Source organism: Streptomyces sp. PsTaAH-124, from assembly GCF_000373685.1.
Lineage (GTDB): Bacteria > Actinomycetota > Actinomycetes > Streptomycetales > Streptomycetaceae > Streptomyces > Streptomyces andamanensis.
Map to the genome: position 1 here is coordinate 147053 of NZ_KB892157.1, position 19082 is coordinate 166134.

The window sequence follows — 19082 nt, forward strand, 5'->3', positions numbered from 1 at the left end:
GGACTGTTGGAATTCTATACGAGGCTCAGAATTTCTATGCGATGGGCTCCCGCTCCACGGGACAGCTCATGCAGCGCGGCCCGCCCCGGCCCCGGCCCAGCTCGCTGCCGGGGATCTCGATCACCTCGATGCCCTGTTTGCGCAGATGGGTGTTGGTGGTGGCGTTGCGCTCGTAGGCGACGACCACGCCCGGCTCCACCGCGAGCACGTTGCAGCCGTCGTCCCACTGCTCGCGCTCGGCCGCGTGCACGTCCTGGGTCGCGGTCAGCACCCGGATCTCGTCCAGGCCGAGCGCGGCGGCGATCGCCCGGTGCATGTGCTCGGGCGGATGGTCGGTGACCTTCAGCTCCTTGTCGCCCACGCCCGGCTCGATGGTGTACGAGCGGAGCATGCCGAGCCCGGCGTACTGGGTGAAGGTGTCCGCGCCGATCATGGTCATCACCGTGTCCAGGTGCATGAACGCGCGCCGCTTGGGCATGTCGAGGGCCACGATGGTGCGCGCCGAACCGGCGGCGAACAGCTTGTGCGCCAGCATCTCCACGGCCTGCGGGGTGGTGCGCTCGCTCATCCCGATGAGCACCGCTCCGTTGCCGATGACCAGCACGTCCCCGCCCTCGATGGTGGACGGGTAGTCGGCCTGCCCCTGCGACCACAGGTGGAACGCCTCGTCGGCGAAGAGCGGGTGGTGGCGGTAGATCGCCTCGAAGTGCACGGTCTCGCGCTGCCGGGCGGGCAGCCGCATGGCGTTGATGGAGACGCCGTCGTAGATCCAGGCGGAGGTGTCGCGGGTGAAGAGGTGGTTGGGCAGCGGGTCCAGCAGGAAGTCGTCCAGGTCCATGACGTGGAACCGCACGGAGGCGGGCTCGGCGTGCCCGGCCAGGAACTCCCGCTTGGTCATGCCGCCGACCAGCGCCTCGGCCAGTTCCCGCGCGTCCAGCGTCTCGAACGCGGCCCGCAGGTGGTCGGTGGCGAGCGGGCCGTACTCCTTCTCGTCGAAGACGCGGTCCAGGACCAGCGACCGGGCCGGGGCGATCCCCATCGTCTCGGTCAGCAGCTCGCCGAAGAGGTGCACGGCGACCCCGCGGTCGCGCAGCACGTCGGCGAACCCGTCGTGCTCGGCGCGCGCCCGGCGCACCCACAGCACGTCGTCGAAGAGAAGGGCGTCCTTGTTGCTGGGGGTGAGCCTCTTGAGCTCCAGGTCCGGGCGGTGCAGGATGACGCGGCGCAGCCGCCCGGCCTCGGAGTCGACATGGAATCCCATGCCTCCATCCTGACCACTGCCGGGCGGCTTCACCCCCCGCTCCCCCGATTCCGCGGCGCGTACGCCGGCCGGGGGCGCGGCCGGAACCGGCCCCGGCCGCCCGGGACCAGGCCGGGACACGGCCGGTTCCGGACAGGACCGCGCCGGTCCGCGCCGGTCCGGGCCGGTCAGAGCCGGGGGTCCACCGGCTCCGACTCCAGGGCCAGCACCGCGAACACCGCCTCGTGCACCCGCCACAGCGGCTCACCGTCCGCCAGTCGGTCCAGCGCCTCCAGACCGAGGGCGTACTCGCGGACCGCCAGCGAGCGCTTGTGGTGGAGGAAGCGCTGCCGCAGCCTGGCGAGGTTGTCCGGGCGGGTGTACTCGGGACCGTAGATGATCCGCAGGTACTCCCGGCCGCGGCACTTGACGCCCGGCTGGACCAGCCGGCCCTCGGGCGTGCGCACCAGCGCGCCGAGCGGCTTGACGACCATGCCCTCGCCGCCGCGCCCGGTCATCTCCAGCCACCAGTCGACCCCGGCGCGCACCGACTCGGGGTCGGCGGTGTCGACGTAGAGGCGGCGGGTGACCTGGAGCAGTCCGCTGGTGTCGTGCTCCACGAGCCGGTCCACCAGCGCGAGCTGTTCGTCGTGCGGCAGCGCGGCCAGGCTGCGGCCCCGCACGGCCAGGAGCTGGAACGGCGCCAGACGGACGCCCTCCAGGCCCTCGGTGGGCCAGCAGTAGCGGCGGTAGGCGGCGGTGAACGCGGCGGCGTCCTCGGCCCGCCCGCGCTGACGCTCCAGCAGCCCGGCGACGTCGACGCCCCGGGCGGCGGCGCCCTCCAGCGCGGCCAGCGCCCCGGGGAAGGCGGCACCGGCGGCCGCGCCGACCGCCGCGTACTGCGAGCGCAGCAGACCGGACGCCTTCAGCGACCACGGCATCAGCTCGGCGTCCAGGAGCAGCCAGTCGGTGTCCAGCTCGCTCCACAGCCCGGCGTCGCCCGCCGCCGTGCGCAGCCGGCCGAGGATCTCCTCGGTGACCGCCGGGTCGTCGAAGAAGGGGCGGCCGGTACGGGTGTAGAGGGCGCCCGTGGGACCGTCCACGCCGAAGCGCTCGCGTGCCGCTCCGGCGTCCCGGCACACCAGGGCCACCGCCCGCGAGCCCATGTGCTTCTCCTCGCACACCACCCGCGCCACGCCGTCCTCCCGGTACTGGGCGAACGCCTCGGCCGGGTGCTCCAGGTAGCCGTCCTCGCGCGAGGTGGCGGTCGGCGCCATGGTGGGCGGCAGGTAGGGCAGCAGCCGCGGGTCGACGGCGAACCGGCTCATCACCTCCAGGGCCGCCGCCGCGTTCTCCTCGCGGACGGCCACCCGGCCGGTGTGCCGGGTCTCCACGCCGCGGCGGCCCTGCACGTCGCCGAGGTCCAGCGGACGCCCGTCGTGCCCGCCGGGCGCCTCGGAGCGCAGCGGTCTGACCGGCTCGTACCAGACCTGTTCGGCCGGTACGTCGACCAGCTCGCGCTCCGGCCAGCGCAGCGCGGTCAGCTTGCCGCCGAACACGGCGCCGGTGTCCAGGCACAGGGTGTTGTTGAGCCAGGTGGCCTCCGGGACGGGGGTGTGGCCGTAGACGACGGCCGCCGAGCCCCGGTAGTCCTCCGCCCACGGGTAGCGCACCGGCAGGCCGAACTCGTCGGTCTCGCCGGTGGTCTCGCCGTACAGGGCGTGCGAGCGGACCCGGCCGGAGGTGCGGCCGTGGTACTTCTCGGGCAGCCCCGCGTGGCAGACCACCAGCCGGCCGCCGTCGAGCACGTAGTGGCTGACCAGGCCGTCGATGAACTCCCGTACCTCCGCGCGGAACTCCTCGCTCTCCCGCTCCATCTGCGCGACCGTCTCGGCCAGTCCGTGGGTGTGCTGGACGGTGCGGCCCTTGAGGTGGCGGCCGAACTTGTTCTCGTGGTTGCCCGGCACGCACAGCGCGGTACCGGACTTCACCATGCCCATCACCCGGCGCAGCACGGCGGGCGAGTCGGGGCCGCGGTCGACGAGGTCGCCGACGAAGACCGCGGTACGGCCCTCGGGGTGGACGCCGTCGGTGTAGCCCAGCTTGCCGAGCAGGGCCTCCAGTTCGGCGGCGCAGCCGTGCACGTCGCCGATGATGTCGAAGGGGCCGGTGAGGTGGGTGAGGTCGTTGAAGCGCTTCTCGGTGACGACGGTGGCGTGCTCGGCCTCCTCCTCGCCGCGCAGTACGTGCACCTTGCGGAAGCCCTCGCGCTCCAGGTGGCGCAGCGAGCGGCGCAGTTCGCGGATGTGCCGCTGGACGACCCGGCGGGGCAGCCCGGCCCGGTCGCCGCGGGCGGCGTTGCGCGCGGTGCAGACCTCCTCGGGCAGGTCCAGGACGATGGCGATCGGCAGCACGTCGTGCCGCTTGGCCAGGTCGATCAGCTGGCGCCGGGCGTCCTGCTGCACGCTGGTGGCGTCGACGACGGTCCGGCGGCCCGCGGCGAGCCGCTTGCCCGCGATGTAGTGCAGGACGTCGAAGGCGTCGCGGCTGGCGCTCTGGTCGTTCTCGTCGTCGCTGACCAGGCCCCGGCAGAAGTCCGAGGAGAGGACCTCGGTGGGCTTGAAGTGGCGGCGCGCGAAGGTGGACTTGCCCGAGCCGGTGGCGCCGACGAGGACGACGAGGGAGAGGTCGGTGACGGGCAGCACGCGTCCCCGCGTGGTGCCGCCGGTCCCGTTCTGGTGCTCGTTCTCCGGTGTGCCGGTCATGCCGCCTTCGCCTCCTTCTCGTCGGTCTTCGCGTCGGTCTGCTTGTCGGTCTTCGCGTCGGTCTTCGCGTACGGCTCGTGCTGCTCGCGGGTCCTGCGGGGCTCGCGGGGCTGCTCGCCGGACGCGAGGGTGAACACGGCCATCTGGGTGGGCGGGCCCACCTCGGGGTCGTCGGGGCCGACGGGCCGGAACCCGACGGTGTAGCCGTGCCGGGCGGCGACCTCCCCGGCCCAGGTGCGGAACTGCTCCCGGGTCCACTCGAAGCGGTGGTCGCCGTGCCGGACGTGCCCGGCGGGCAGCGTCTCCCAGCGGACGTTGTACTCGACGTTCGGCGTGGTGACCAGGACCGTACGGGGCCGGGCGGCGCCGAACACCGCGTACTCCAGGGCGGGCAGCCGGGGCGGGTCGAGGTGTTCGACCACCTCGCTGAGCACGGCCGCGTCGTAGCCCTTGAGCTGCTTGTCGGTGTAGACGAGCGAGCCCTGCCGGAGCGTGACGCGCGCGGCCTGCCGCTCCCCCATCCGGTCCAGCCGGAGGCGCCGGGCGGCGATGGTGAGCGCCCGCACCGAGACGTCGACGCCGACGATCTCGGTGTGGCGGACGTCCTTGAGCAGCGCCTGCACCAACTGGCCCTGGCCGCAGCCGAGGTCGAGCACCCGGGCGGCGCCCACCGCGGCCAGTTCGGCGAGGATCGCCTCGCGGCGCCGGACGGCGAGCGGGACGGACCGCTCCCCGGTGCCGTCGCCCGGGTCGGTGCCGGTACCGGTGTCGGTGTCGGCGTCGGCGTCGGTGTCGGCCGCCACCGCGTTGTCGATCTCCTCGACGGCGCTGTCGTCCGACTCGGCCAGCCGCGCCAGTTCCAGCCGCTCCCTGGCCTGCCGGGTCAGCGACCAGCGGCGGCTCAGATAGCGGCTGGTGATGAGGTGCTGCTCCGGGTGCGCGGGCAGCCAGCCCTCGCCCGCCCGCAGCAGCTTGTCGACCTCGTCGGGGGCGACCCAGTAGTGCTTGGCGTCGTCCAGGACGGGCAGCAGCACATAGAGGTGGCGCAGGGCCTCGGCGAGGGTGAGGGTCTCCGACTCCAGGACCAGGCGCACATAGCGGGAGTCGCCCCACTGCGGGAACTCGGTGTCCAGCGGTACGGCGTCGGCCGTGACCGTCCAGCCGAGCGGGGCGAACAGTCGCTGCACCAGGGCCGCTCCGCCGCGGGCGGGCAGGGCCGGTATCTCGATGCGCAACGGGCGTGACTGTCCCGGCATTTCGGGCCGGGCGCGGCACACACCGCGCAGCGCGCTGGAGAACACCGCGCTCAGCGCCACGGCGAGCAGCGAGGAGGCGGCGTAGGGGCGGTCGTTGACGTACTGCGCGAGCGCGGCGTCGGGTGCGCCGCCGCGGCCGCCCTTGCCCTTGCCCTTGCTCCGCCGCACCAGCGCCACCGCGTCGACCTCCAGCAGCAGCGCCGCCGTGCAGCGTTCGTCGTCCGCCTCGGGGTAGAGGACGTGCGCCGTGCCGAAGGAGGTGGAGAACGCCTGCGCCTTGCCGGGATGCTTGTGCAGCAGATGACCCAGGTCGGTGGCGGGGCGTTCGGGTGTGCCGGTGGTGCTGACGGTCAGGAACATGGCGGTGGCCTCTCCGGCCGGTCGGGTGGATGGGTGCCGGGCGTGCGCGGGCCCCCGGGACGCAGATCCCGGGGGCCCGGCAGGACGACGCCTCCACCTTGGCACAGGGCGGCGGACCCGCGCCCGCCTTTAAATCATGCCAACTGCGCCTGGACCTGGGAGGAGATCAGCTCCAGGTGGTCCAGGTCGGAGAGGTCGAGAAGCTGGAGGTAGAGGCGGCTCGCGCCGATCTCGGCGTAGCGGCCGATCTTGTCGACCACCTCGGCCGGGGAGCCGGCCAGGCCGTTGGCCTTCAGCTCGTCCACCTCGCGGCCGATCGCGGCGGCGCGGCGGGCGACCTCCTGGTCGTCGCGGCCGACGCAGACGACCAGGGCGCTGGAGTACGTGAGGGAGTCGGCGTCGCGGCCGGCCGCCAGGGCGGCGGTGCGCACCCGGCCGAACTGCCGCTCGCTGTCCTCGACGGAGGCGAAGGGGATGTTGAACTCGTCGGCGTACCGGGCGGCCAGCCGCGGGGTGCGGACCGCGCCGTGCCCGCCGATGAGGACGGGGATCTTCTCCTGCGCGGGCTTGGGCAGCGCGGGCGACCCGGTCAGCTGGTAGTGCTCGCCCCGGAAGTCGAAGGTCTTGCCGGTCTCGGTGGCCCACAGGCCGGTGACGACGGCGAGCTGCTCCTCCAGGCGGGCGAACTTGTCCTTCGGGAAGGGGATGCCGTACGCCTTGTGCTCCTCCTCGAACCAGCCCGCGCCCAGGCCCAGCTCGACCCGGCCGCCGGACATCTGGTCGACCTGGGCGACCTGGATGGCGAGGACGCCGGGGAGGCGGAAGGTCGCGGCGGTCATCAGCGTGCCCAGGCGGATGCGGCTGGTCTCGCGGGCGATCCCGGCGAGGGTGATCCAGGCGTCGGTGGGTCCGGGCAGGCCGTCGCCGTCGCCCATGCGGAGATAGTGGTCGGAGCGGAAGAAGGCGTCGAACCCGAGGTCCTCGGTGGCCTTGGCGACGGTGAGCAGGGTGTCGTAGGAAGCCCCCTGCTGGGGCTCGGTGAAGATGCGCAGATCCATGGTCCCATCCTGCACGTCCGGCACCACGGCGGGCCCGCCGACCCCGCCGCCCGCCCCGGACACGCCGTCCGTCCGGCGCCGGACGGGTGAAGGACCGGCGCTCGGGGGCTCAGCCCGCCTCGCGCTCCGGCAGGACCGCCTCCTCGCGGGCGGCCAGCTTGCGCAGCATCTCGCGGACCCGGTCGCGGGACTCGTCGGCCGCGTCGATGGCCTCCATGCACTGCCAGTACGTCCGCTCGTCGGCAGCCGAGCTGGCTATGCCGACCAGGGCTATCCCGACCTCGCCGAGCAGTCCGCCCAGGCACAGCAGCACCCGGCGCTCGTCCGCCAGTTCGGTGAGCTGGGCGGCGCGCGAGGCGCCGGGGTCCAGGTCCGGGGCGTCCAGGACCCCGCAGCCCCGGCCCGCCAGCTCGGTCAGGCCCAGGGCCTCGCCCCGCAGCTCGGGCGGACCGGTGACCGCGATGCGGCTGCCGACCGCCTGGGCCAGGGCTTGCGCCTGCCACACCTCCGCCAGGATGGCGGGGGCCTCGCCGCTGCCCGCCAGCGCACGCCTGCTCGCCAGGATGAGCCGCATCGCGTCCATGCGCTGCCCCCGCTTCCTCCGACGTACTCGCCGCACGTCTGCCCGAACTCCCTTGTTCACTACCCAGAGTGAAGGCGCCTGGCACAAAAAGCCAGAGGAAGACGGAAATCTCTGGACAACAAATCGATTTCGACCGAGTGAACGACTCCGGAGAGTAATAGCGGAACGCTCAACTCCGGCCGTTTTCCTCCGTGGTGCCCGTGGTCCCCGGGTCCGTCCGCCGCGCCGGGAACCGCTGCTCGTTGCGGTCGATCTTCGCGGCGAGCGCCGTCAGCGGATCGACGCCGAGCACCTCGCAGAACTGGAGCAGATAGGCGAGGACGTCCGCGACCTCGTCCCGCACGCGGTGCGCGGTCCCCGGGTCGTCCATGACGCGCGCCGACTCCTCCGGAGTCAGCCACTGGAAGATCTCGACCAGTTCGGACGCCTCGACGCTGAGGGCGGCGGCCAGGTTCTTCGGGGTGTGGTACGGCTGCCAGTCCCGCGCGGCGGCGAACTCGGCGAGCCGCCGCTGGAGTCCGGCCACCTCGGGGCCGGACCCGGTGGACGGGGTGGCACCGGAGGGGACGGGGGCGGGGCCCGGCTGCGCGGAGGGATCGGGGTGCTCGGTCACGTCATCAGGTCTATCACCCGTGCTCACCAGGTCTGTCACCCGTGCCGTCCCGGCAGCCCCGGCCGCCCCGGTTCACATGCAGGGGACGGCCGCCCCCTGCATGAGTCCGCTCACCTCGGTGCCCGGCGGGGTGAGGAGGAACACATTGCGGTCGACCCGGTGCATCCCGCTGCCCAGGCCGAAGACGACACCGGTGCTGAAGTCCAGGACCCGCTTGGCCACGTCGCCCTCGGCGCCGGTGAGGTCCAGCAGGACCGGCACCCCGGCCATCAGCGTCTCCGCCACGTCCCGGGCGTCCGCGAACACATTGACTCTGAGGACGACGAACCGGCGGCGCATCTCGGTGTCCGCCTCCGGGAGGGAGCGGTGGTCCACCGCGGACGGCCAGGAGTCCCGTCCGCGCAACGGAACGACCTGGGCGAGCCCCTCCCACTGTTCATCGGTGACGTCGTGGCTGTTCACCGGCTCCCCCCGACCTGACTCGTACTCATCGCCTGCACTGGCCAATTCTTACGCCATGTCACCTGTTCGGCCCAACTGCGACACGGCCGGTGCCGGATCCGGCGCGCCGTGGCAGGGGTTCCGGGGGCCCCGGTCGCCGGTGAGGACGACGAGCTGCCGGGTCGCCCGGGTCATGGCGACATAGCGGTCGACGGCGCCCTCGACGCCGGTGCCGAAGCCCTCCGGGTCGACGAGCACGACCAGGTCGAACTCCAGTCCCTTGGCCAGCCGCGGGGACAGCGACCGCACCCGGGGGCGCGGCCGGAAGGACGGGTCGCCGATGACGCACGCGGTCCCCTCGGCGTGCCCGGCGAGCCAGGCGTCGAGGATCCGGCCGAGGTCCGCGCGGGAGCCGTGGCCGACCGGGACGCCGGCGTCGCGCACGGAGACCGGCACTCCGGCGTCCGGCAGGACGGCCCGGATGACCGGCTCGGCCTCCTCCATGATCTCCCGCGGGGTGCGGTAGTTGACGGTCAGGGAGGCCAGGGCGATCCGGTCGAACCCGACCCGCCGGAGCCGTTCGCGCCAGGACTCCGGGAAGCCCTGCCGGGCCTGGGCGCGGTCCCCGACGACGGTGAAGCTCCGCGACGGGCACCGCACCAGCAGCATCTGCCACTCGGCGTCGGTCAGTTCCTGGGCCTCGTCCACGACGATGTGCGCGAACGGCCCGGCGAGCCGGTCGGGTTCGGCGGCGGACAGCGCGCCCTCGTCGACGAGCGCGTCCCGCAGGTCCTGGCCGCGCAGCATCGCCACCGCACCCTCACCGTCGTCGTCGGCCGCCAGGACGTGTTCGATGACACCGGCCATCCGCTCGCGCTCGGCCGCGGCGGCGGCCCGCTGCCGCCGCCTGCGCCGGGACGCCTCCGGGTCGCCGAGCCGCTGCCGGGCCGCGTCGAGCAGCGGCAGGTCGGACACGGTCCACGCCCGCGGGTCGGCGCGCTGCAACCGCCGTACGTCCTGCGGCGCGAGCCAGGGCGCGCACAGCCGCAGATAGGCGGGCACCGTCCACAGGTCCCCCACCAGGTCGGCCGCCTCGATCAGCGGCCAGGCGCGGTCGAAGGCCGTGCGCAGCTCCCGGTCGCGCCCCAGGGCGGCGCGCAGCGTCTCGGGGGCGGTGTCGCCGTCGTGCTTGTCGGCCAGGACGGTGAGCAGTTCCTCCCAGACCTGGTCGCGGGCCTCGTTGTGCGGGGCGCCGGGTCCGGCCGACCCGAAGGCGACGGCCCAGTCGGCCGGGCCGAGCGGGATGTCGGACCAGGGGGTGGAGACCGTCATCGCCTCGGTGGGCGGCTCCTCGTAGAACCGTACGGCCGTCTCGATCGCGCGCACCAGGCCGGCCGAGGACTTCAGCCGGGCCGCCTCCGGGTCGGTCTCGGTGCCCGCACCGGCGCCCTCGGGGACGAGGTCGCGCAGGGTGCAGGTCCGCACGCCCTCCTCGCCGAGGCTGGGCAGGACGTCGGCGACGTAGCCCAGGTAGGGCTGGTGCGGTCCGACGAACAGCACGCCGCCCCTGCGGTGCCCGAGGCGCGGGTCGGAGTACAGGAGGTAGGCGGAGCGGTGCAGCGCGACGACGGTCTTGCCGGTCCCGGGGCCGCCGTCGACGACGAGGGCGCCGCGGGAGCCCGCGCGGATGACGGCGTCCTGGTCGGCCTGGATGGTGGCGAGCACGTCCCGCATGCGCGGGGAGCGGGTGGCGCCGAGAGCGGCGATGAACGCGGACCGGTCGTCGAGCGCGGCGTGCCCGGCGAGGGCGTCCTCGGTGAACACCTCGTCCCAGTAGTCGCTGATCCGGCCGCCGCTCCAGCGGTACCTGCGGCGGCCGGCCAGCCCCATCGGGTCGGCGTGGGTGGCGCCGAAGAACGGCTCGGCGGCCGGTGAGCGCCAGTCGACCAGCAGCCGGGCGCCCGAGCCGTCGGTGAGGCCGAGCCGTCCGACGTACACCGGCTCGGTGCCGTCGGCGCCGACCATGCGGCCCAGGCACAGGTCGAGTCCGAAGCGGCGCAGGGTGCGCAGCCGGGCGGTCAGCCGGTGGACCTCGGCGTCCCGGTCCATCGCCTGCCGGCCGAGGCCGCCGGGGGCCCGGCGTTCGGCGTCGAGCCGCTCGGTGAGTTCGGCGACGGACTGCTCCAGGCACCGGGCGACGGCAGCGAAGTGCCGCTCGTCGGCGGCGATCAGCGCGGGGTCGGCCTTGGCGGCCAGCCGCTCTGGGAGGTCGAAGGCGGGCGTGGTGAGAGGGGTCACGGCCTGGGGGCTCCCGTTCCTGGGGTGTGTGGCGGGGTGCGGTGCCCTGCGTCCCGCGGGCGGTCGGTGCGCCGGGACAGTCCGGCGTCTTCGCAGGTCATGGGCTTCGGCCGGACATTCTGCGGGGCGAGGGGGGCCTTGCCGCAAGCCCCCCGGTGCGCTATACGTTGAGAGTGGCGGGGAGTGGGTCGCTCCTCCCGCCGCTTCCCCCGGGCCGTGGATTCCCCGGACGCACCGGTGATACGACGCACCAGGGATACTCCGTGGGTGATTCCCCGTCGAAACCCTGTCCGTCGCCCCTCCTGGGCCGGGCGCAACTACACGCTGCTCACCGCCGCCGCCGTCGTCTCGGGTCTCGGCAGTTCCGGGGCGCTGGTCGCGGGGGCCTTCGCGGTGCTGGCGGCCGGCGGCTCGGCGACCGACGTGGGGCTGGTCGCGGCGGCGCGGACCGTGCCGCTGGTGCTGTTCGTGCTGATCGGCGGGGCGCTGGCGGACCGGGTCCCCCGGCACCGTGTGATGGTCGCGGCGAACGCGCTCAACTGCGCCTCGCAGGGCCTGTTCGCCGTCCTGGTGCTGACCGGCACCGCGCAGGTGTGGCAGATGGCGCTGCTGGCCGCGCTGGGCGGCACCGGCCAGGCGTTCTTCTCCCCGGCCGCCGAGGGGATGGTGCTGGCCACCGTCTCCGGCAGCGAGTCCGGGCGTGCCTTCGCCGCCTTCCGGATGGGGGTGAACGGCGCGGGCATCCTCGGCACCGCGCTGGGCGGCGCGCTGGCCGCCGCCACCGGGCCGGGCTGGGTGCTGGCGGCCGACGCGGGGGCCTTCGCCGTCGCGGCGGCGCTGCGGGCCTTCCTGGACGTACGGGACGTGCCGGGGCGGCGGGGCGGCGCCGGGCTCCTGGCGGATCTGCGCGAGGGGTGGCGCGAGGTGGCCGGGCGGCCCTGGCTCTGGTCGATCGTGACGCAGTTCGCCGTGGTGAACGCGGTGGTCGCGGCGGCCGAGTCGGTGTACGGGCCGCTGGTCGCGCGGGAGCGGCTGGGCGGCGCGGGCCCGTGGGGTCTCGCGCTGGCCGCCTTCGGGGCGGGCACGCTGCTGGGCGGGCTGCTGATGACGCGCTGGGCGCCGCGCAGGCTGCTGCTGGTGGGGGTGCTGGGCGTGCTGCCGCTGGCGCTGCCGTCCGCCGCGCTGGCCGTGCCGGTGGCGACGCCCGTACTGGTCGCGGTGCTGTTCGTGACGGGGGTGAGCGTCGAGGTGTTCGCGGTGGCGTGGATGTCCGCGCTGCACCAGGAGATACCGGAGGAGAAGTTCTCGCGGGTGTCGTCCTACGACTGGCTCGGGTCGCTGGCGCTGGTGCCGGTGGCGACGGCAGCGGCCGGTCCGGTGCAGGACGCGGTGGGCCGGCCGGCCGCGCTGTGGGGGTGCTCGGCACTGGTGCTGGTGCTGACCCTGGCCGTGCTGTGCGTGCCGGACGTACGGCGGCTGACCCGCCGTACCGGTGGCGGGGACGGCGACGGCCGTGGCGACGGCGCTGGCGACGGCATCGCGGCGCTCGGTCCTGCTGCTCCTGGGCAGGTCGCGCTGGGTACGGCCGTCCTCGGTCCGGTCGTGTCCGGTCCGCTGCCGGGGCCGGAGAGCGGCACTCAGGGCACGGCCGGTCCGCCGAGGTAGCGGCCCTTGGCGTCGTAGGGCCAGGCGTTGGCGACGCAGCCGTGCAGCCCGTCGATCTGCTGCATCATGGCGGGCGCGGGCCGTCCGGCTCCGGGGCACGCCTCGTGGCCGTGGCCGATGCGGTGGCCGACCTCGTGGTTGACGATCAGGGCGCGGTACTCGTGGAGGGGGCCCGGGAACTCGGGCGAGCCCTGGTTCCAGCGCTTGAGGTTGACGATCACCTGGCTGCCCACGTCGCAGTTGACCTCCCCGCGGGTGTGCAGTCCGGCCGCGCCGCAGATGCGGTCCACGGTGTCGGGCGTGGCGATCCGCACCACGAAGTCGAGGGGGCCCTGGGAGACGAGCTGGAAGGCGTCGTGCCCGTCGGCGGTCCAGCCCCGCCGGTCGGCGAGGATGCCCTCGATCTCGCGGGCCGCCTCGTCGGGCGCGATGCCCGTGCCCTCCTCGACCTGGACCTCGTAGCGCCGGAGCGTACCCGTACCGGCCTGCTTGCCGGTGGCGTGCGCGGTGTGGAAGACGCCGTTCCCGCTCTGGTGCGGGTCGGAGCCCTTGCCGCGCGCACCCGGTGTCGCGCCCGCGCCGCCGGTCGCCTTCCCGGACGGCGCGGCCCGGCCGTCCGCGTGCCGCCCGGCGTCCGCCGCCTGCGTACGCCCCTTCCCGGCGGACGCGGACGAGGTCGCGCCGCCTCCGGCCGCCGACGCGCGGTCGGCGCCGTCCGGGCCGCCCGCGAGCAGGGCCGCGGCGCCGAGCGCACCGGCCGCGGCCAGCGCGCACAGCAGGTACACGCGGCGACGGTGGCGGGCGCGGCGGCGGGAGGCGCGGCGGACGGTGCGACGGCTGCGGATGCCGTCCGCGCCGGGGCCGGTGTCCGGGCTGGGCGTGGTTCTGGGCATGGCGCACAGGCTGATGACCTCATGTGATGCCCTCTGGACCGAAAGGTCACGGAAACGTAACGGCAGCTTTCCGCAGTGCCTCCGGGACCTTCATATGATCCTTCGGTAACAGTTCCCGGCCGCGGACGGCCCCGGCGGCCGTCGCCGCCCGCGGCCCGCACATACTGGGCGCCATGCCCCGGATCCTGCTCATCGAAGACGACGCCGCCGTGCGCCAGGGCGTCCGGCTCGCCCTGCGCCACCAGGGGCACGACGTCTGCGCCGCCGCCACCGGCGAAGAGGGCCTGGAGCAGCTCGGCGCCTTCCGCCCGGACGTGGTCGTCCTCGACCTCATGCTGCCCGGACTGCCCGGCCTCGACGTGTGCCGCCGGATCAGGGACCGCGAGCAGGTCGGGATCATCATGATGACCGCCAAGGGCGACAGCGTCGACATGATCGTCGGCCTGGAGGCGGGCGCCGACGACTACGTGGTCAAGCCCGTGCAGGCGCGCGTCCTGGACGCCCGCATCCGCGCCCTGCTGCGCCGCCTGGACGCCCCGCACACCGGCGCCGCCCGGCCCCGCGCCGAGACCCACGGCGAGCTGGGCATCGACCGGACCGGGCTGCGCGTCACCCACCGGGGCCACCCGGTCGACCTCGCCCCGTCCGAACTGCGGCTGCTGCTCGCCCTGTCCGCCTCCCCCGGCCAGGTCCTCAGCCGCCAGCAACTGCTGGAGGCGGTCTGGGAGCACAGCTACCACGGGGACATACGCCTGGTGGACGCCTGTGTGAAGCGCCTGCGCGGCAAACTCGGCGAGCCCGGCGGCACCTCGCGCTACGTCCACACCGTGCGCGGCTTCGGCTACTGCTTCCGGTCGCCGTGAGACTCCGCCGCCCCTCCCTGCGCGGCGGCCTGCGGCTCCGGCTCGTCGCGGGCTTCACCGTCGTCGCCGTCGTCAGCTGCCTGAGCACCGGTGTGCTGACCTTCCGCGAGGCCCGCACCGGAGTGCTCCAGCAGAGCCAGGACGCGGTGGTCCGGCAGTTCCGCGACAGCGTCGACGCGCGGGCGCCCGGCTTCCCCGACACCCCCGGCAAGGCCGACCTGAACAGCATGGTCGCCGACCTCGCCTACACGCACCGCTCGCAGCAGTGGCGCTTCCTGGCCACCTACGGCGGCCTGCGCGCCGTCTACGGGCCGCAGGACAGCTTCGACGTCCTCACCCCCGAACTGCGGCGCTCCGTGAGCACCCGGGCCGCCGCCGTCTTCCAGCGGGTGCGCCACGACGGCCGGGCCTACCTCGTCGTGGGCCTGCCCGTCACCTACGCCTCCTCGGGCGGCGTCTCCGCCACCCCGACCGGCCTCGTGCTCTACCTGGTCGTCCCGCAGGAGACCGAACAGCTCTACGTGCAGGCCCTGATCACCGCCATCGAACGGGCCACCCTGCCCGCGCTGGGCCTCGCCGTGCTGATCGCGCTGCTGGTCGCGCGCGGGGTGCTGCGCCCCGTCCGGGCCCTGGGCCGGGCCACCCGGCGGATGGCCGCCGGGCACCTGGACACCCGGCTGGCCGTGAGCGGTTCCGACGAACTGGCCGAGCTGTCACGGACGTTCAACGACACCGCCGCCGCGCTGGAGCAGTCCGTGGCCGAGCTGCGCCGCATGGAGGAGCGGGCCCGCCGCTTCGCCGCCGACGTCTCGCACGAACTGCGCACCCCGCTCGCCGCGATGACGGCGGTCACCGACGTGCTCGACGAGGAGTCGTCCCGGCTGGACCGGGTCACCGGCGAGGCGGTGCGCCTGGTCAGCGAGGAGACCGCGCGGCTGGCCCGGCTGGTCGACGACCTGATGGAGATCTCCCGCTTCGACGCGGGCGCCGCCGAACTCGGCGCCGACGACATCGACCTGGCCGAGTCGGTGCGGCACACGCTCGCCGCCCGCGGCTGGCTGGACCGGGTCGCGGCGGACCTGCCGGAGCCGGGCGGCCTGCGGGCCCGGGTCGACCCGCGCCGGGTGGACGTGGTGGTCGCCAATCTGGTCGGCAACGCGCTGCGGCACGGGGCACCGCCGGTGGCCCTGCGGCTGACCGCCGAGGGCGGCTGGGCCGTGCTCACCGTGGCCGACCGGGGACCCGGCATCCCCGAGGCGGACCTGCCGCACATCTTCGAGCGCTTCTACAAGGCGAGCCGGGCCCGTACCCGCAGCGAGAGCAGCGGACTCGGCCTCGCCATCACCGCCGAGAACGTACGTCTGCACGGCGGACGCGTCCGGGCGGCCAACGGCCCCGGCGGCGGCGCGGTGTTCACGGTCGAGCTGCCGCTGCGGCCGGGGCCGCCGACCGGAGCGGCGGAGGCCGGGGCGGGGCACGACCCCATGGCCGCCACCGAAGGGACCGAAAGGTCCGAAAGGGCTGAAAAGGCCGAATGGGCTGAATGGGCCGAGAGGAAGGACGGCGCATGAGACGCGCCCCGCGCACGGCCGCCGCCGCGGCCCTCACCGGCGCCCTGCTGGCCCTCGCGGGCTGCGGGGTGCCCACCTCGGGAGTGATCGACGCCGGGGCACCGGCGGTCGGCGTCCCCGCCCGGATCACGCTCTACTTCGTCGCCGACGGGACCCTGCGGCCCGTGCCCCGGCGGCTCCCCGAGGACATCGGCGACCCGGTGGAGGGCGCCGTACGGCTGCTGCTGGCCGGGCCCGTCGGCGACGAGGCCCGGAAGCTGACCACCGCCCTGCCCACCGTGCCGGGGCGGCCCGCCGTCACCGTGGCCGAGGGCGCCGTCACCGTCCGCTTCCCCGCCGGGGTGGAACGGCTGGACACGACGGCGATGGAACAGCTGACCTGCACCGCCGTGCACGCCCTGCACTGGAGCGGGGCGGACGCGAGCCCCTCGCCGACCGGCGCCGGGACCGCCTCGCCGGGCTCCGGCGAACCGAGCCCCGGGCTGCCGCACTCCGTGCCGCCGGGCGCCGTCGGCGGGATGTCGACGGCGCCGCCGTGGCAGCCGGGGCCGCAGCCGCACGTCAGTGTGCGCGCGGTGGGCGAGGGCTGGGCCACGGCCCGGCCGGACACCGTCTGCCCGCCCGGATGACCCACGGGCCGGGGCCCTGCCCGCCCCGGCGCCCGCGCGCCCGCCCCTCCCGCGGGCACCTCCCCCTGCCGCCCCCCCTTCCCCTGCCGCTCCCTACTGCTGTGCGGCCTCCGGAGGGGCCGCCGGGCAGGAGGGGCCGGTGGTGGGGTCGGACGTGGGATCGCCCGTGGGCGGCTGTCCGGTGCCGTCCTGGGACGGACTCCCCGAGGGCGACGGGCAGTCCGTGGGGGACGCCGAGCCGCTGGGCTCCGGTGTCGAGGACGGGTCACCGGTGCCCGAGGGGTCCGGCGACGGAGACCCCGGGTGCGACGGGGACGGACCGCCGGTGGGGGTGGGCGCCGGGGAGGACGGGCCGGACGACGGGGCAGGGTGCGAGGGGCGGGGCCTGCCGGGGCCGGAGGGCCCGGGGTCGGGGCCGATGATGATTCCGCCGCCGTCCTTGCCGCCCCCGCCGTGCCCCGTGTCCCCTCCGCCGCCGTCCACGGGCTTGGTCGCCGGGGTGTCGCCGCCCGCGCCCGGGGACTTCGGGATGACACCCTTGCCGTCCGGCACGCTGTGCACGCCATGGCGGTAGAAGTCCAGCCAGTAGCGGACCAGGTCCAGGTACTCCCGGGAGTTGTTGTAGCTGAGCACCGCCCGGTCCAGGTCGGCGGCCCGGCCCAGGTCCCGGCCGCCCGCGCACAGGTAGTGCCCGGCGGCCAGGGCCGCGTCGAAGACGTTGTTCGGGTCGGCGCGGCCGTCGCCGTTGCCGTCGGCGCCCCAGCCGTTCCAGGTGGAGGGCAGGAACTGCATCGGGCCCACCGCGCGGTCGTACACCGGGTCGCCGTCGAGGACCCCGCCGTCGGTGTCCCTCACCAGCGCGAACCCCCGGCCGTCGAGCGCCGGGCCGGTGATCCGCCCCAGGGTCGTGCCCTGCCGGTCCACCGCGCCGCCACTCGCCTGCCCGGACTCCACCTTGCCGATCGCGGCGAGCAGTTGCCAGGGCAGCCGGCAGCCCGGGTCGGTGCGGGCGACGGACCGCTCGGCGGCGCGGTAGGCGGCCAGCACGGTACCGGGGATGCCCGACTCGGCGCGTATGTCCGCTGTCTGACGTGCCGTCAGCGGCTTGCCGCCGGACTGCGTGACCAGGGGCGGGAGTTCGGTGTGGTACGAGCCGTCACCGGGCGCCGCGGCGGGAGCGGGGACGGCGGGCGCCGGGGCGCCCGGCGCCGCCTGCTCGTCGTCGGCCGCCGGACGGCCGGCTCCCCGGCCGTCCGACCCCAGCGCGCCGGGGGCCTGCGAGGCGGTGAGCGCCGCGACCGCGGCCACGGCGACGGCGGTGGTGCGCAGGCCGTGCCGGGTGCGGGCGCTCAGACGTCGTACGCGGCGTACGGGCATGGCTCTCACTCCGTGTCGATGAGGTGGGCGGGGCGGACGAGGTGTGTTCTCAGCGGCCGAAGGTGTCGATGCCGGAGACGAGCCAGCGGCCGCCGCTCAGGACGACGTCCACGGCGAACATGGCACCGGCGTAGGTCCCCTGGTCCTGTGCCTGCTGCCCACCCTTCGCTCCCTTGCTGTTCTTGCTGTTCTTGGTGTCCTTGCTGTCCTTGGTCCCGGCGGTGCTGACGCTGCTCTGGTCGGCGTAGACGAGGACCCGCGCCCGGTCGCCGTCGATGCGCTCGACCGCGCTGTCGGTCACGGTGGTGGTGATGACCGCCTTCTGCTGGTCGGCGCGGGTCCGCACGGCGTCCAGCAGGGCCCGGTGCTGGGCCACCGCCTTCCCCGTGAGCAGCGTCCTGACGGCCTTGTCGTACGCGGCGGGCGCCGCGTGGTCGTAGGAGAAGAGCGCGGTGACCGCCTTCTCCGTCTGGGTCTTGATCTCGCTGGTGCGGGCGGGGTCGGTCAGGGCGGTGTTGCGTACCGCGGGGTCGTCCCGCAGGCTCTGGGCGCGCCCGTGCGCCCAGCCGGCGAAGCCGCCGAGGACGAGCGTCAGCAGACACAGCACGGCCAGGACCAGGTTGCGGGACGGACGGCGCTTCCCGGTGCGGCGGCTCGGCGCGGCCGTGTCCGCGGCGGCCCGGGGGGTGTTCCCGGTGGCCGCGCCGGGCGCGGTGTCCGGGCCGGGCGAGGCGGTGCGCGCGGGCAGGACGGCCACGGCGGCGGGAGACCGGGCGGGCTCCTGCCCGGCCGCGGCTGCGGTCTCCGGCGGGAGGCCGCGGGCCTGGCGGCGGCGCTGGCGGTTGATGTGGTGACGGGTCGTCGACATCGGTGTCGTCCTCTCGTGCGGCGGCCGGCTGCTGCGGGGCGGGCAGGGGTCAGCCGGCCGAGGTGCCGCCCACGGGTGCCTGGCCCAGGGCGCTCAGCTTCCAGCCGCCGCCGGTGCGGGTGAGTTCACCGAGCATGCGGCTGTCCTTGTCGGTGCTCTGGCCGCCGGGCGCCTTCACCGTCACCCGCAGGGCCACGAGCACCCGGGCGCGTCCGGCCCGGTCGTCGAGTTCGGTGACGGCCCCCGACAGCACCCGGGCGGTGGTGACCGTCTTCGCCGACTTCACCTGTGTGGTGAACTCCTTGCGTCCGGAGACGAGTTGGTCGTGGAGTTCGCCGGTCGTCGAGGACTCCCACAGATCGAGTCCCCGGTCGACGCTGCTGTGGTCCAGGGTGTTCAGGTTCTGCACGGCCTGCTCACCGGCGGACAGCGCCTTGTCGCGCTGGACCGCGTACGCCGCCGCGTCGTCGTGCGCCGCGCCGTACCAGTCCCAGCCCGCCCACGCCGCGAAGCCGCCCGCGAGGAGCGTGAGGGCGAGGGCCGCGGCCGGCAGGGCGCGGGGCCCGGCCGCCCAGGTGCGGACCGTGCGTTTCATGGGGTGC

Annotated in this window: 16 protein-coding genes; 4 read left to right on the forward strand and 12 right to left on the reverse strand. The window is 74.9% G+C overall.

Annotated elements, in window-relative coordinates; genetic code table 11:
- Positions 1–34: 34 nt before the first annotated feature.
- The 8 genes from B086_RS0100575 to helR form a co-directional block, all read right to left on the reverse strand.
- Complete coding sequence (locus B086_RS0100575) at positions 35–1261, reverse strand: arginine deiminase (RefSeq protein ID WP_018564471.1); 1227 nt, start codon at positions 1259–1261, stop codon at positions 35–37.
- Positions 1262–1428: 167 nt separating this feature from the next.
- Positions 1429–4005 carry a polynucleotide kinase-phosphatase gene (locus B086_RS0100580; RefSeq protein WP_018564472.1) on the reverse strand — a complete coding sequence of 859 codons (2577 nt, stop codon included), beginning with the start codon at positions 4003–4005 and terminating at the stop codon, positions 1429–1431.
- Complete coding sequence (locus B086_RS0100585; protein ID WP_018564473.1) at positions 4002–5621, reverse strand: 3' terminal RNA ribose 2'-O-methyltransferase Hen1; 1620 nt, start codon at positions 5619–5621, stop codon at positions 4002–4004. Before B086_RS0100585 ends, B086_RS0100580 begins: the two co-directional genes overlap by 4 nt.
- A 134-nt stretch (positions 5622–5755) precedes the next feature.
- Positions 5756–6679 (reverse strand): LLM class F420-dependent oxidoreductase, encoded by a 924-nt coding sequence (locus tag B086_RS0100590; RefSeq protein ID WP_026251973.1) that lies wholly within the window; start codon positions 6677–6679, stop codon positions 5756–5758.
- Positions 6680–6788: 109 nt separating this feature from the next.
- Positions 6789–7262, reverse strand: a complete 474-nt coding sequence (locus B086_RS0100595) for a DUF6099 family protein (protein ID WP_018564475.1) — start codon at positions 7260–7262, stop codon at positions 6789–6791.
- 169 nt (positions 7263–7431) lie between these two features.
- Positions 7432–7788, reverse strand: coding sequence for a nucleotide pyrophosphohydrolase (locus tag B086_RS38820; RefSeq protein WP_051115736.1), 357 nt, complete (start codon positions 7786–7788; stop codon positions 7432–7434).
- 159 nt (positions 7789–7947) lie between these two features.
- A complete protein-coding gene (locus tag B086_RS0100605; protein WP_018564477.1) occupies positions 7948–8337 on the reverse strand; it encodes a cell division protein SepF in 390 nt (129 codons plus the stop codon).
- A gap of 48 nt (positions 8338–8385) precedes the next feature.
- Positions 8386–10614 carry an RNA polymerase recycling motor ATPase HelR gene (helR, locus tag B086_RS0100610; RefSeq protein ID WP_018564478.1) on the reverse strand — a complete coding sequence of 743 codons (2229 nt, stop codon included), beginning with the start codon at positions 10612–10614 and terminating at the stop codon, positions 8386–8388.
- A gap of 267 nt (positions 10615–10881) precedes the next feature.
- On the opposite strand from helR, the gene B086_RS38825 reads away from it, so the two are divergent.
- A complete protein-coding gene (locus B086_RS38825; RefSeq protein ID WP_018564479.1) occupies positions 10882–12279 on the forward strand; it encodes an MFS transporter in 1398 nt (465 codons plus the stop codon).
- Here the strand turns inward: B086_RS38825 and B086_RS0100620 are convergent.
- Positions 12252–13172: a DUF3152 domain-containing protein gene (locus B086_RS0100620; RefSeq protein WP_018564480.1), complete on the reverse strand. Its 921-nt coding sequence runs from the start codon at positions 13170–13172 to the stop codon at positions 12252–12254. The two genes, B086_RS38825 and B086_RS0100620, sit on opposite strands and share 28 nt — an antisense overlap.
- A 173-nt stretch (positions 13173–13345) precedes the next feature.
- Between B086_RS0100620 and B086_RS0100625 the strand changes: the two genes are divergently transcribed.
- Genes B086_RS0100625 through B086_RS41780 form a run of 3 tightly spaced genes read left to right on the forward strand, consistent with a single transcriptional unit; the run spans position 13346 to position 16235 of the window.
- The gene (locus B086_RS0100625) at positions 13346–14035 is read left to right on the forward strand and encodes a response regulator transcription factor (RefSeq protein ID WP_018564481.1); all 690 of its coding nucleotides are present in this window, start codon (positions 13346–13348) and stop codon (positions 14033–14035) included.
- Positions 14032–15606, forward strand: a complete 1575-nt coding sequence (locus B086_RS0100630) for a sensor histidine kinase (protein WP_018564482.1) — start codon at positions 14032–14034, stop codon at positions 15604–15606. Before B086_RS0100625 ends, B086_RS0100630 begins: the two co-directional genes overlap by 4 nt.
- Positions 15603–16235: a GerMN domain-containing protein gene (locus tag B086_RS41780; RefSeq protein WP_018564483.1), complete on the forward strand. Its 633-nt coding sequence runs from the start codon at positions 15603–15605 to the stop codon at positions 16233–16235. Before B086_RS0100630 ends, B086_RS41780 begins: the two co-directional genes overlap by 4 nt.
- 93 nt (positions 16236–16328) lie before the next feature.
- On the opposite strand, the gene B086_RS0100640 is transcribed toward B086_RS41780, so the two are convergent.
- The 3 genes from B086_RS0100640 to B086_RS0100650 are packed head-to-tail and all read right to left on the reverse strand — an operon-like array spanning position 16329 to position 19075.
- Entirely contained in the window at positions 16329–17612 is a 1284-nt protein-coding gene (locus B086_RS0100640; RefSeq protein ID WP_018564484.1) for a lytic transglycosylase domain-containing protein, read from the reverse strand.
- Positions 17613–17661: 49 nt separating this feature from the next.
- Positions 17662–18480: a hypothetical protein gene (locus B086_RS0100645; protein ID WP_018564485.1), complete on the reverse strand. Its 819-nt coding sequence runs from the start codon at positions 18478–18480 to the stop codon at positions 17662–17664.
- A gap of 49 nt (positions 18481–18529) precedes the next feature.
- Positions 18530–19075, reverse strand: coding sequence for a nuclear transport factor 2 family protein (locus tag B086_RS0100650; RefSeq protein WP_018564486.1), 546 nt, complete (start codon positions 19073–19075; stop codon positions 18530–18532).
- Between the last annotated feature and the right edge of the window lie 7 nt (positions 19076–19082).